10 protein-coding genes and 1 other RNA gene are annotated in these 13,650 nt (G+C 50.3%); all 11 read left to right on the forward strand.

From position 1 onward, the window contains the following. Window positions 1-374: 374 nt before the first annotated feature. Complete coding sequence (garP, locus tag GUC46_RS02860; protein WP_003024898.1) at window positions 375-1,709, forward strand: galactarate/glucarate/glycerate transporter GarP; 1,335 nt, start codon at window positions 375-377, stop codon at window positions 1,707-1,709. Window positions 1,710-1,724: 15 nt separating this feature from the next. After that, the gene (garL, locus tag GUC46_RS02865; protein ID WP_130715088.1) at window positions 1,725-2,495 is read left to right on the forward strand and encodes a 2-dehydro-3-deoxyglucarate aldolase; all 771 of its coding nucleotides are present in this window, start codon (window positions 1,725-1,727) and stop codon (window positions 2,493-2,495) included. 32 nt (window positions 2,496-2,527) lie between these two features. Next, entirely contained in the window at window positions 2,528-3,418 is an 891-nt protein-coding gene (garR, locus tag GUC46_RS02870) for a 2-hydroxy-3-oxopropionate reductase (RefSeq protein ID WP_003024889.1), read from the forward strand. A 65-nt stretch (window positions 3,419-3,483) separates the two neighbouring features. Continuing rightward, window positions 3,484-4,629: a glycerate 2-kinase gene (gene garK / locus GUC46_RS02875; RefSeq protein WP_049001679.1), complete on the forward strand. Its 1,146-nt coding sequence runs from the start codon at window positions 3,484-3,486 to the stop codon at window positions 4,627-4,629. 32 nt (window positions 4,630-4,661) lie between these two features. Continuing rightward, window positions 4,662-5,038, forward strand: an RNA gene (rnpB, locus tag GUC46_RS02880) — RNase P RNA component class A. A gap of 1,182 nt (window positions 5,039-6,220) precedes the next feature. Then, window positions 6,221-7,159, forward strand: a complete 939-nt coding sequence (gene tdcA, locus GUC46_RS02885; RefSeq protein WP_160179719.1) for a transcriptional regulator TdcA — start codon at window positions 6,221-6,223, stop codon at window positions 7,157-7,159. A gap of 98 nt (window positions 7,160-7,257) precedes the next feature. Continuing rightward, window positions 7,258-8,247 (forward strand): bifunctional threonine ammonia-lyase/L-serine ammonia-lyase TdcB, encoded by a 990-nt coding sequence (gene tdcB, locus GUC46_RS02890; RefSeq protein WP_003024877.1) that lies wholly within the window; start codon window positions 7,258-7,260, stop codon window positions 8,245-8,247. Between the two features lie 22 nt (window positions 8,248-8,269). Further along, on the forward strand, window positions 8,270-9,601 hold the full coding sequence (gene tdcC, locus GUC46_RS02895) for a threonine/serine transporter TdcC (RefSeq protein ID WP_003024875.1): 1,332 nt from the start codon (window positions 8,270-8,272) through the stop codon (window positions 9,599-9,601). 31 nt (window positions 9,602-9,632) lie between these two features. After that, complete coding sequence (gene tdcD, locus GUC46_RS02900) at window positions 9,633-10,841, forward strand: propionate kinase (protein ID WP_160179721.1); 1,209 nt, start codon at window positions 9,633-9,635, stop codon at window positions 10,839-10,841. A 28-nt stretch (window positions 10,842-10,869) separates the two neighbouring features. Beyond that, complete coding sequence (gene pflB / locus GUC46_RS02905; RefSeq protein WP_003024871.1) at window positions 10,870-13,164, forward strand: formate C-acetyltransferase; 2,295 nt, start codon at window positions 10,870-10,872, stop codon at window positions 13,162-13,164. 13 nt (window positions 13,165-13,177) lie between these two features. Continuing rightward, window positions 13,178-13,573, forward strand: coding sequence for an enamine/imine deaminase (locus tag GUC46_RS02910; protein ID WP_003024870.1), 396 nt, complete (start codon window positions 13,178-13,180; stop codon window positions 13,571-13,573). The last annotated feature ends 77 nt before the right edge of the window (window positions 13,574-13,650 follow it).

Raw genomic sequence — 13,650 nt, forward strand, 5'->3', positions numbered from 1 at the left:
ATAGTGTGGATATTTATATTTTGAATCTCATTGTCAGTAATAAAGATTCGGTATCGTGAAATAAGAATGTCAGGAGTTTATCGTGAAGAATGTGACAATGATCACTTAAACTCAGCAAGACCACGCCAGCAGGGGGAGCAATACGTAAATGTGTGGATTAGCGCCCATGCATGTGTGCATATGCCCAAAACATTAATTTAATAACGCATATTTAATGAGCGCTTGCACAATGATTAACGTTGCGCTGCTGATTATACTAAATCACGGTTTCATTGCGTCTGATAAATTATTATACGTTTTTATTATCGGTAATTTATCACCAGGGATATCTGCCAAATAATAATAAAAACTTTTATGTACCCGAGGTAATTAGAATGATACTGGATACAGTTGTCGAGAAAAAGAAAGGTACGCACACCCGTTACTTAATATTGCTAATAATATTTATTGTTACCGCCGTTAACTACGCGGACCGTGCCACGCTATCTATTGCCGGCACGGAAGTGGCGAAAGAGTTGCAGCTCAGTGCCATTTCAATGGGTTACATTTTCTCCGCCTTCGGTTGGGCTTACCTGTTGATGCAAATCCCTGGCGGCTGGCTGCTGGATAAGTTCGGTTCGAAGAAAGTCTACACTTACAGTCTGTTCTTCTGGTCGCTGTTCACCTTTCTGCAGGGTTTTGTCGATATGTTCCCGCTGGCCTGGGCGGGTATTTCAATGTTCATCATGCGCTTTATGCTGGGCTTCTCGGAAGCACCGTCCTTCCCGGCGAACGCCCGTATTGTGGCCGCCTGGTTCCCGACGAAAGAGCGCGGTACGGCATCTGCGATTTTTAACTCCGCACAATATTTCTCCCTGGCGCTGTTTTCGCCGCTGCTGGGCTGGCTGACCTTTGCCTGGGGCTGGGAGCACGTCTTTACCGTGATGGGCGTGATCGGTTTTGTGCTCACCGGCCTGTGGGTAAAGTTTATTCATAACCCAACCGATCACCCGCGTATGTCGCAGGAAGAGCTGAAGTTTATCTCTGAAAACGGCGCGGTCGTGGATATGGACCATAAAAAGCCCGGCGATGTGAAATCAGGTGGTCCTAAACTGCATTATATCAAGCAGTTGCTGACAAACCGCATGATGCTTGGCGTGTTCTTCGGACAGTATTTTATCAACACTATCACCTGGTTTTTCCTTACCTGGTTCCCGATTTACCTGGTACAGGAAAAAGGCATGTCGATCCTGAAAGTCGGTCTGGTGGCGTCGATTCCTGCGCTGTGCGGATTTGCCGGTGGCGTGCTCGGCGGTGTGTTCTCTGATTATCTGATTAAACGTGGCTTCAGCATCACCCTGGCACGTAAGCTGCCGATTGTGCTCGGAATGTTGCTCGCGTCGACCATTATTCTGTGTAACTACACCGATAACACCACTCTGGTGGTTGCGCTGATGGCGCTGGCGTTCTTCGGCAAAGGCTTCGGCGCGCTGGGTTGGCCGGTGATCTCCGATACTGCACCGAAAGAAATCGTCGGTCTGTGCGGTGGGGTATTTAACGTATTTGGCAACGTAGCCTCTATCGTCACCCCGCTGGTGATTGGTTATCTGGTGAGCGAGCTGCACTCATTTAATGCTGCGCTGATGTTTGTAGGGTGTTCGGCGCTGATGGCAATGGTTTGCTACCTGTTTATTGTCGGTGACATTAAACGTATGGAATTGCAGAAATAAACAAAGGTATAGGCGATGAATAACACGATTTTCCCGAATAAGTTTAAAGCGGCCCTCGCGGCGCAACAGATTCAGATTGGCTGCTGGTCTGCATTGGCCAGCCCAATCAGTACCGAAGTTTTAGGCCTGGCGGGTTTTGACTGGCTGGTACTGGATGGCGAACACGCGCCGAACGATATCTCGACGTTTATCCCACAATTGATGGCGCTGAAAGGCAGCGCCAGCGCGCCGGTCGTACGCGTGCCGACCAACGAGCCGGTGATTATCAAGCGCCTGCTGGATATTGGGTTTTACAACTTCCTGATCCCGTTCATTGAGACACAAGAAGAGGCGGTGAACGCTGTGGCGTCGACCCGCTATCCGCCGGAAGGTATTCGCGGCGTGTCCGTCTCCCATCGCGCCAATATGTTTGGCACCGTACCGGACTACTTTGCGCAATCGAATAAGAACATCACCATCATCGTGCAGATCGAAAGTCAGCAGGGTGTTGATAACGTTGACGCCATCGCGGCGACCGAAGGCGTAGACGGTGTCTTCGTCGGCCCAAGCGATCTGGCTGCGGCGCTAGGCCACCTCGGCAATGCGTCACATCCTGATGTGCAGAAAGCTATCCAGCACATTTTTGCCCGCGCGAAAGCACATGGCAAACCAAGCGGAATTCTGGCGCCGGTAGAGGCGGATGCGCGTCGTTATCTGGAGTGGGGCGCGACCTTTGTTGCTGTTGGCAGCGACCTTGGCGTGTTCCGTTCAGCCACGCAGAAACTGGCTGATTCTTTTAAGAAATAACCACCATCGACAGTAGAGAGAGAGATAAAGACATGACAATGAAAGTTGGTTTTATTGGCCTCGGTATCATGGGTAAACCAATGAGTAAAAACCTCCTCAAGGCAGGTTACTCGTTGGTGGTTGCTGACCGTAACCCGGAATCCATTGCGGAAGTCATTGCCGCTGGTGCAGAAACCGCCGCCACGGCGAAAGATATTGCTGAGCAGTGCGACGTGATCATCACCATGCTGCCGAACTCTCCGCATGTTAAGGAAGTGGCGCTGGGTGAAGGCGGTATTATTGAAGGGGCGAAACCGGGCACTGTGCTGATCGACATGAGCTCCATTGCACCGTTGGCCAGCCGTGAAATTAGCGAGGCGCTGAAAGCGAAAGGCGTGGATATGCTGGATGCGCCGGTCAGCGGCGGCGAGCCAAAAGCGATTGATGGTACGTTGTCGGTGATGGTTGGCGGTGATAAAGCGATTTTCGACAAGTACTACGATTTGCTGAAAGCGATGGCTGGTTCAGTGGTACATACCGGTGACATTGGCGCGGGTAACGTTACTAAGCTGGCGAACCAGGTGATTGTGGCGCTGAACATTGCGGCGATGTCTGAAGCGCTGACGCTGGCGACCAAGGCGGGTGTGAACCCGGATCTGGTGTATCAGGCGATCCGTGGCGGACTGGCCGGAAGCACCGTGCTGGACGCGAAAGCGCCGATGGTCATGGACCGCAACTTTAAGCCAGGTTTCCGTATTGACCTGCATATCAAAGATTTGGCGAATGCGCTGGACACTTCTCATGGGGTCGGCGCGCAGTTGCCGCTGACTGCTGCAGTCATGGAGATGATGCAGGCGCTTCGCGCAGATGGGCTGGGCACCGCCGATCACAGCGCGCTCGCATGCTACTACGAAAAACTGGCGAAAGTGGAAGTCACACGCTAACAAGAAGGGCGCGGATGTGCGCCCTGTATTTCTTGCCTTGCGCGGCACAGTCAGGCTACATAACTATGAAAATCGTAATTGCCCCAGACTCTTATAAAGAAAGTCTATCTGCCACTGAGGTCGCTCAGGCAATAGAAAAAGGATTTCGGGAAATATTTCCCGATGCGCAATATGTTTCAGTTCCGGTGGCCGACGGCGGCGAAGGAACGGTCGAAGCCATGATTGCCGCCACGCAAGGGAGTGAATATTCCGCGTGGGTGACGGGGCCGCTGGGCGAAAAAGTGAATGCCTGCTGGGGCATGTCCGGAGATGGTAAAACTGCGTTTATCGAAATGGCGGCAGCCAGTGGTCTGGCGTTAGTCCCTCCTGATAAGCGTAACCCGTTAGTCACCACGTCACGTGGTACCGGGGAATTGATTTTGCAGGCGCTGGATAGCGGGGCGCAGAGCATTATTATCGGCATTGGCGGTAGTGCAACTAACGACGGCGGCGCCGGTATGGTGCAGGCTCTGGGCGCGAAACTTTGCGACGCTAACGGGACAGAGATTGGCTACGGGGGCGGCAGTCTGATGAGCCTCAACAGCATCGACATTTCCGGTTTGGATCCGCGATTAAAAACCTGCTCCATTCGTGTGGCCTGCGATGTGACCAATCCGCTCACAGGTGATACTGGCGCTTCGCGCATCTTCGGCCCACAGAAAGGTGCGACGGAAGAACGCATTCTCGAACTGGACCGAAATTTGTCTCACTATGCCGACATCATTAAAAAATCGTTACGGGTAGACGTGAAGGATGTTCCCGGGGCGGGGGCTGCCGGTGGTATGGGCGCTGCGTTAATGGCTTTTTTAGGCGCGGACTTGCGCAGTGGTATTGAGATTGTGACCCAGGCGCTCAACCTGGAAGAGCATATTCACGACTGTACGCTGGTGGTGACCGGGGAAGGACGCATCGACAGCCAGAGCATTCACGGCAAAGTGCCGGTGGGCGTGGCGATCGTCGCGAAGAAATACCACAAACCGGTAATTGGTATTGGCGGCAGCCTGACGCGCGATGTGGAGGTGGTGCATCAATATGGTATCGATGCGGTGTTTAGCGTATTGACCAGCATCAGTACGCTGGAAGAGGCCTTCCGTGGGGCATTTGACAATATTTATCGCGCCTCAAGAAACATCGCCGCCACGTTAGCGATAGGAATGCGCAGTGCGGGGTGACATTACCCCGCAAACCCTCTATACTGCGCGCCGAAGCTGACCAGACAGTCGCCGCTTCGTCGTCGTCCTCTTCGGGGGAGACGGGCGGAGGGGAGGAAAGTCCGGGCTCCATAGGGCAGGGTGCCAGGTAACGCCTGGGGGGGAAACCCACGACCAGTGCAACAGAGAGCAAACCGCCGATGGCCCACGTAAGTGGGATCAGGTAAGGGTGAAAGGGTGCGGTAAGAGCGCACCGCGCGGCTGGTAACAGTCCGTGGCACGGTAAACTCCACCCGGAGCAAGGCCAAATAGGGGTTCACAAGGTACGGCCCGTACTGAACCCGGGTAGGCTGCTTGAGCCAGTGAGCGATTGCTGGCCTAGATGAATGACTGTCCACGACAGAACCCGGCTTATCGGTCAGCTTCACTCTTTATAAAACCCCGCTTCGGCGGGGTTTTTGCTTTCCGGATAGGCCAGATGAATGACTGTCAACGACGCTATACTCAAAAGAACGCGGCTTATCGGTCAGCTTCACTCTTTATAAAACCCCGCTTCGGCGGGGTTTTTGCTTTCCGGGTAGGCCAGATGAATGACTGTCCACGACGCTATACTCAAAAGAACGCGGCTTATCGGTCAACTTCACTCTTTATGAAACCCCGCTTCGGCGGGTTTTTTGCTTTCCGGATAGGCCAGATGAATGACTGTCCACGACGCTATGCTCAAAAGAACGCGGCTTATCGGTCATCTTCACTCTTTATAAAACCCCGCTTTGATGGGTTTTTTGCTTTCTGGGCAGGTTGTTATGCCTGATGGCGCTGCGCTTATCAGGCCTACAGGGATGGCTGGAACGGGTTTTGTAGGCCGGATAAGGTGTTTACACCGCCATCCGGCAGACGTTATACCTGTCGCGTTACGCTTGGTTTAACACGACTCTGGCGTTTATTTTCTCTTCATCTACTCTTTATTTGACCTTTATTTATGCGCTGAACGTCTTTTATTTGAGGGAATGCGTTGTGGGGTATTTTCGTTTTTGTGATGGCTAGCACAAAACGCTGCGCGATACGTTTTTATCGAGAATAATCGAACGCAATCGATCGCCATCACAAAATTACGCGCTAATAAAGTGTACAAAATTAGTGTTAATGTAATGTTGAATATGATGATTATTTGTATTGTCTAGATTGAATTTTAATAAACGCAATGTTTCTTTACAAACAAATATGGCGAAAAAATGTGATGCATGGCGTTATTTAATCACCACAAACGGTGAAATATAATTATATTTGATAAATTACTCATTAAATTTAAGTGTCATTCTGCCCGATAATTGCGCTGTAATTGATTGAAATATAGCCTTTCCTCGTTTTTAGAAATAACAGATAAAATGGCGATGTTATAGCCATAAAAATCGTTATCCCCCATCTTTTTTTGATTAAAGTCAGGGTAAAGTGAGATATGTATTTCATATCCATATGATTTATAAGTGGTTTCATTTTTTATAATAGTCTTACAAAATGTAAGTCAAGGGGATTTGTGAGGGGTAGCACATATCCTTGTTTGCTTAATTTGGTACACTTCCTGCCGTCAACAAAGTAATTAACGCAGGTCGATATGAATACTATTACACTCCCTAAAACACAGCACTTAGTGGTCTTTCAGGAAGTCATTAGAAGCGGTTCTATCGGCTCAGCTGCAAAAGAATTAGGTTTAACTCAACCCGCTGTCAGTAAAATCATCAACGATGTTGAGGCTTATTTTGGTATTGAGTTAGTTGTGCGTAAAAATACTGGTGTGACATTGACTCAGGCAGGTCAGGTGATGCTCTCATGGTCTGAATCAATTACCCGTGAAATGAAAAACATGGTTGATGAGATGAACAGCATGACGAGCAATGCGGTCGTTGATGTGTCGTTTGGTTTTCCTTCACTGATTGCCTTCACCATCATGTCCGGCATGATTAAAAAATTCAAAGAGGTATTCCCGAAAGCACAGGTTTCTATGTATGAAGCTCAGCTCTCCTCGTTCTTACCGGCAATCCGTGACGGGCGTCTGGATTTTGCCATCGGTACGCTGAGCGATGAGATGAAACTGCACGATCTGCATGTGGAGCCGCTCTTTGAGTCAGACTTTATCCTGGTTGCCAGCAAGTCCCGAACATGCACCGGCATCACCTCGCTGAGCGCGTTGAAAAACGAACAGTGGGTGTTGCCACAAACGAATATGGGGTACTACAGCGAACTTCTTACCACGTTACAGAATAATGGCATCAGCAGTGAAAACATCGTTAATACTGACTCCGTCGTCACCATTTATAATCTTGTTCTCAATGCTGATTTCTTAACAGTAATTCCCTGCGATATGACCACACCGTTTGGCTCAAACCAGTTTATTACTATCCCGGTACAAGAAACTTTACCCGTCGCGCGTTACGCCGCCGTGTGGTCGAAAAATTATCGAATTAAAAAAGCAGTATCTATTTTGGTGGAATTAGCCAAAGAGTATTCATCATATAATTGTCGGAGACGAAGGCAATTAATTGAAATTGATTAAAGATTGAAATTGTTTTAACAAAAAATAAACGCCATCTGTCTATATCTGACAATGGTCACGGCTATCTATTTACTTTAATACCCTAGTAAGAGGTTCTAATGCACATTACATACGATCTCCCAGTTGCAATTGAAGATATCCTCGAAGCGAAAAAAAGACTGGCGGGGAAAATTTATAAAACGGGAATGCCTCGCTCTAACTATTTTAGTGAACGTTGCAAAGGGGAAATTTTCCTCAAGTTTGAAAACATGCAGCGTACCGGTTCATTTAAAATCCGTGGCGCTTTTAACAAGCTCAGTTCCTTAACAGAAGCAGAAAGAATGAAGGGCGTGGTGGCTTGCTCTGCAGGTAACCATGCGCAAGGGGTTTCTCTCTCCTGCGCTATGCTCGGTATCGACGGCAAAGTGGTGATGCCGAAAGGCGCACCGAAGTCTAAAGTAGCGGCAACCTGCGATTATTCCGCGGAAGTTGTGCTGCATGGCGACAACTTCAACGACACCATCGCTAAGGTTAGCGAGATTGTGGAAACGGAAGGCCGTATCTTTATTCCACCATATGATGACCCGAAAGTTATTGCTGGTCAGGGCACTATTGGTCTGGAAATTCTGGAAGATCTGTACGATGTCGATAACGTGATTGTGCCAATTGGTGGTGGTGGACTGATTGCGGGTATTGCGGTGGCAATTAAATCTATTAACCCGACCATTAAAATTATTGGCGTGCAGTCTGAAAACGTTCACGGCATGGCGGCTTCTTTCCACGCTGGAGAAATAACCACGCACCGAACGACCGGCACCCTGGCAGATGGTTGTGACGTCTCTCGCCCGGGTACTTTAACGTATGAAATCGTTCGTGAGTTGGTGGATGACATTGTCCTGGTCAGCGAAGATGAAATTCGCAACAGCATGGTGGCATTAATTCAGCGAAATAAAGTTGTAACTGAAGGTGCCGGTGCGCTGGCATGCGCAGCATTATTAAGCGGGAAATTAGATAGCTATATCCAGAACAGAAAAACAGTCAGCATTATTTCTGGCGGTAATATCGACCTTTCTCGTGTATCTCAAATTACTGGTTTAGTTGACGCTTAATATACTTCGTTGAGGATAGGATATGAGTACTACTGATAGCATTGTATCCAGCCAGACAAAACAGTCGTCCTGGCGCAAATCGGACACCACCTGGACACTGGGTTTATTTGGTACAGCCATCGGCGCTGGGGTGCTGTTCTTCCCTATCCGCGCAGGTTTTGGCGGACTGATCCCCATTCTGATCATGCTGGTGTTAGCATACCCCATCGCGTTCTATTGCCACCGTGCGCTGGCACGCCTGTGTCTTTCCGGTTCTAATCCTTCCGGTAACATCACAGAAACGGTTGAAGAGCACTTTGGTAAAACGGGCGGCGTGGTTATCACGTTCCTCTACTTCTTTGCGATTTGTCCGCTGCTGTGGATTTATGGCGTCACCATTACCAACACCTTTATGACCTTCTGGGAAAACCAGCTGCAAATGCCAGCATTGAACCGTGGCTTCGTGGCGCTGTTCCTGTTGCTGCTGATGGCATTCGTCATCTGGTTTGGTAAAGATCTGATGGTTAAAGTGATGAGCTACCTGGTATGGCCGTTCATTGCCAGCCTGGTGCTTATCTCTCTGTCACTGATTCCTTACTGGAACTCTGCGGTTATCGATCAGGTTGATATCAGCAATATCGCTCTGACTGGCCATGACGGCATCCTGGTTACCGTATGGCTGGGTATTTCCATCATGGTGTTCTCTTTCAACTTCTCGCCAATCGTTTCTTCCTTCGTGGTCTCTAAACGCGAAGAGTATGAGAAAGATTTCGGTCGCGAATTTACCGAGCAGAAATGTTCTAAAATCATCTCCCGCGCCAGTATGCTGATGGTTGCGGTGGTAATGTTCTTCGCCTTTAGCTGCCTGTTCACGCTGTCTCCGGCAAACATGGCGGATGCGAAAGCGCAGAACATTCCAGTACTGTCTTATCTGGCGAACCACTTCGCTTCACTGTCCGGGACGAAGTCCACCTTCGCGACCGTTCTGGAATACGGTGCTTCTATTATCGCCCTGGTTGCTATCTTCAAATCGTTCTTCGGCCACTACCTGGGTACGCTGGAAGGTCTGAACGGTCTGGTGCTGAAGTTTGGTTACAAAGGCGATAAGACCAAAGTTTCCGCCGGCAAACTGAACACCATCAGCATGATCTTCATCATGGGCTCCACCTGGGTTGTGGCTTACGCCAACCCGAACATCCTGGACCTTATTGAAGCAATGGGCGCGCCGATTATTGCCTCTCTGCTCTGCCTGCTGCCGATGTATGCCATCCGTAAAGCGCCATCACTGGCGAAATACCGTGGCCGTCTGGATAACGTGTTTGTTACCGTGATTGGTCTGCTGACCATCCTGAACATTGTCTACAAACTGTTTTAATCCTTAAGCTCAGGATGAGCGGAGTAGTGAAATGAATGAGTTTCCGGTAGTACTGGTTATTAACTGTGGTTCGTCTTCCATTAAATTCTCAGTGCTGGATGCAGCTAACTGTGAAGTTTTAATGGCGGGAATCGCGGACGGTATTAACTCTGAAAATGCGTTCATAGCAATTAATGGAGGAGAGCCAGCTAAGCTGGCTCACCACAGCTACGAAGACGCATTAAAAGCAATTGCCGTTGAACTAGAGAAACGTAATTTAATGGACAGCGTGGCCTTAATTGGCCACCGCATTGCACACGGCGGAAATATCTTTACCGAATCAGCAATTATTACTGACGAAGTTATCGATAATATCCGCCGGGTATCGCCGCTAGCACCGTTACATAATTATGCGAACCTGAGTGGGATCGAATCTGCTCAGCACCTTTTCCCTGGCCGACAGCAGGTTGCGGTATTTGATACAAGCTTCCACCAGACGATGGCCCCTGAAGCCTATTTGTACGGTTTACCGTGGAAATATTTCGAAGAGTTGGGCGTTCGTCGTTACGGCTTCCACGGCACGTCGCATCGCTATGTTTCTCAGCAAGCGCATGACCTTCTTGACCTGCAGAGTGATGACTCGGGTCTGGTTGTGGCTCACCTGGGGAACGGTGCGTCAATCTGTGCGGTGCGTAACGGGCAGAGCGTTGATACCTCAATGGGCATGACGCCGCTGGAAGGGTTGATGATGGGGACACGCAGCGGCGACGTCGATTTCGGCGCGATGGCGTGGATTGCCAGCGAAACCAACCAGACGCTGAGCGACCTTGAGCGCGTAGTGAATAAAGAGTCCGGTTTACTGGGTATTTCCGGTTTGTCTTCTGACTTACGTACGTTAGAAAAAGCCTGGCACGAGGGACATGAGCGTGCGCAGCTGGCGATTAAAACGTTTGTGCATCGTATCGCGCGTCATATCGCCGGCCATGCTGCATCGCTGCATCGTCTTGATGGGATTATTTTCACCGGTGGCATAGGTGAGAACTCGGTATTAATTCGTCGTCTGGTTATTGAGCACCTTGCCTTTTTAGGCGTGAATATCGACAACGAAATGAATAGTCTGCCAAATTCCCATGGCGAAAGAATTATCTCAAATAAAGATGCTCGTGTTGTTTGTGCGGTAATTCCCACAAACGAAGAGAAAATGATTGCACGTGATGCCATTGCATTAGGCAAAATTAATACATCAGTAGAATTTGCATAATTAATTTTCAGCAGAGAGATTATTTTTCATGAAGGTAAATATCGATACCAGCGATATGCTGTATGCCGAAGCCTGGAATGGCTTTAAAGGTACGGACTGGAAAGAAGAAATTAATGTCCGTGATTTTATTCAGCACAACTATACGCCTTATGAAGGGGATGAATCTTTCCTCGCCGAAGCAACGCCTGCGACCACTGCATTGTGGGAAAAAGTGATGGCGGGCATCCGTATTGAAAACTCGACGCACGCGCCGGTTGATTTCGATACTAATATTGCTACCACGATAACCGCGCATGATGCGGGTTATATTGAACAAGAACTGGAAAAAATCGTTGGTCTGCAAACGGATAAGCCGCTCAAGCGCGCTCTGCATCCGTTTGGTGGCATCAACATGATCAAAAGCTCTTTTGATGCTTATGGTCGTGAGATGGATGCTGATTTTGAATACCAGTTTACTGAACTGCGTAAAACCCATAACCAGGGCGTATTCGACGCCTACTCTCCGGATATGCTGCGCTGCCGTAAATCCGGCGTGCTGACCGGTCTGCCGGACGGCTATGGTCGTGGCCGTATCATCGGTGACTATCGCCGCGTGGCGCTGTACGGTATTCGCTACCTGGTGCGCGAGCGTGAACTGCAGTTTGCCGATCTCCAGTCGAACCTGGAGTGGGGCCAGAATCTTGAAGCCACGATTCGTCTGCGTGAAGAGCTGTCTGAGCACCGTCGCGCTCTGCTGCAAATGCAGGAAATGGCTGCGAAGTATGGCTGCGATATCTCCCGACCGGCGCGTAATGCGCAAGAAGCGGTGCAGTGGGTGTACTTTGCTTACCTGGCTGCGGTGAAATCGCAGAACGGCGGCGCGATGTCGCTGGGCCGTACCGCATCGTTCCTAGACATCTACATTGAGCGCGATTTCAAAGCGGGGATTTTAAACGAGCAGCAGGCGCAGGAGCTGATCGACCACTTCATTATGAAGATCCGTATGGTGCGCTTCCTGCGTACGCCGGAATTCGACACCCTGTTCTCAGGCGACCCTATCTGGGCGACCGAAGTTATCGGTGGTATGGGGCTTGATGGTCGCACGCTGGTGACGAAGAACTCGTTCCGCTATCTGCATACGCTGCACACCATGGGCCCGGCACCAGAGCCGAACCTGACGGTGCTGTGGTCTGAACAGCTACCAATCGCCTTTAAAAAGTACGCTGCCCAGGTGTCTATCATCACCTCGTCTTTGCAGTATGAAAACGACGATTTGATGCGTGCCGACTTTGACAGCGATGACTATGCCATTGCCTGCTGCGTCAGCCCGATGGTTATCGGCAAACAAATGCAGTTCTTCGGGGCGCGTGCCAACCTCGCTAAAACGTTGCTGTACGCAATCAACGGCGGCGTGGATGAGAAGCTGAAAATCCAGGTCGGGCCGAAAACGGCACCACTGATGGATGACGTGCTGGACTACGACACGGTGATGGAGAGCCTGGACCACTTTATGGACTGGCTGGCCGTGCAGTACATCAGCGCACTGAACATCATCCACTACATGCACGACAAGTACAGCTACGAAGCTTCGCTGATGGCGCTGCACGATCGTGATGTCTATCGCACGATGGCCTGTGGTATGGCGGGTCTGTCCGTGGCGGCGGATTCTCTGTCGGCTATCAAATATGCTCGCGTGAAACCGATTCGCGATGAAAACGGCCTGGCAATTGATTTCGAAATCGAAGGCGACTATCCGCAATACGGCAACAACGACGAGCGCGTAGACAGTATTGCCTGCGACCTGGTCGAACGCTTTATGAAGAAAATTAAAGTGTTGCCAACCTACCGTAACGCGGTGCCGACGCAGTCCATTCTGACCATCACCTCCAACGTGGTGTACGGACAGAAAACTGGTAACACGCCGGACGGACGTCGCGCAGGTACGCCGTTTGCGCCAGGGGCAAACCCGATGCACGGCCGCGATCGTAAAGGTGCGGTGGCGTCGTTAACCTCGGTCGCCAAACTGCCGTTCACCTATGCCAAAGACGGTATCTCGTACACCTTCTCCATTGTACCGGCAGCGCTGGGCAAAGAGGATGGAGTGCGTAAAACCAACCTGGTCGGTCTGCTGGACGGTTACTTCCACCATGAAGCGCATGTGGAAGGTGGTCAGCATCTGAACGTTAACGTTATGAACCGTGAAATGTTGATGGATGCCATTGAGCACCCGGAAAACTATCCGAACCTGACGATCCGCGTGTCTGGCTATGCGGTGCGCTTCAACGCGCTGACCCGCGAACAGCAGCAGGATGTTATTTCACGTACTTTCACCCAGGCGCTCTGACGCCGGAGGGACTATGAGAAAAGTTATTGCAACCGAATGTGCGCCAGGGGCGATTGGGCCTTACGTACAGGGTGTGGATCTGGGCAGCATGGTGTTGACGTCAGGTCAAATCCCGGTGTGTCCACAGACCGGTGAAGTGGCTGAAAACGTATCCGATCAGGCGCGTCAAAGCCTGGAAAACGTGAAAGCGATTGTCGAGTCTGCAGGTTTGAAAGTGAGCGATATCGTCAAGACCACCGTTTTCGTTTCCGACCTGAACGACTTCGCCACCATCAATCAGGTTTACCAGCAGTTCTTTGATGAGCATAAGGCAATCTACCCTACACGCAGCTGCGTGCAGGTCGCCCGCTTACCAAAGGATGTGAAGCTGGAGATTGAAGCCATCGCCGTACGTGGCGACACGCTGTAATCCCTTGCGGGGCGATCTCAGGATCGCCCCGATCCTTAATGAGTGTGAAACCTGGTCTTCACTGAACGGCAATCCGA

The sequence above is a fragment of the Citrobacter sp. LUTT5 genome (genome assembly GCF_009905315.1).
Taxonomy (GTDB): Bacteria; Pseudomonadota; Gammaproteobacteria; order Enterobacterales; family Enterobacteriaceae; genus Citrobacter; species Citrobacter freundii.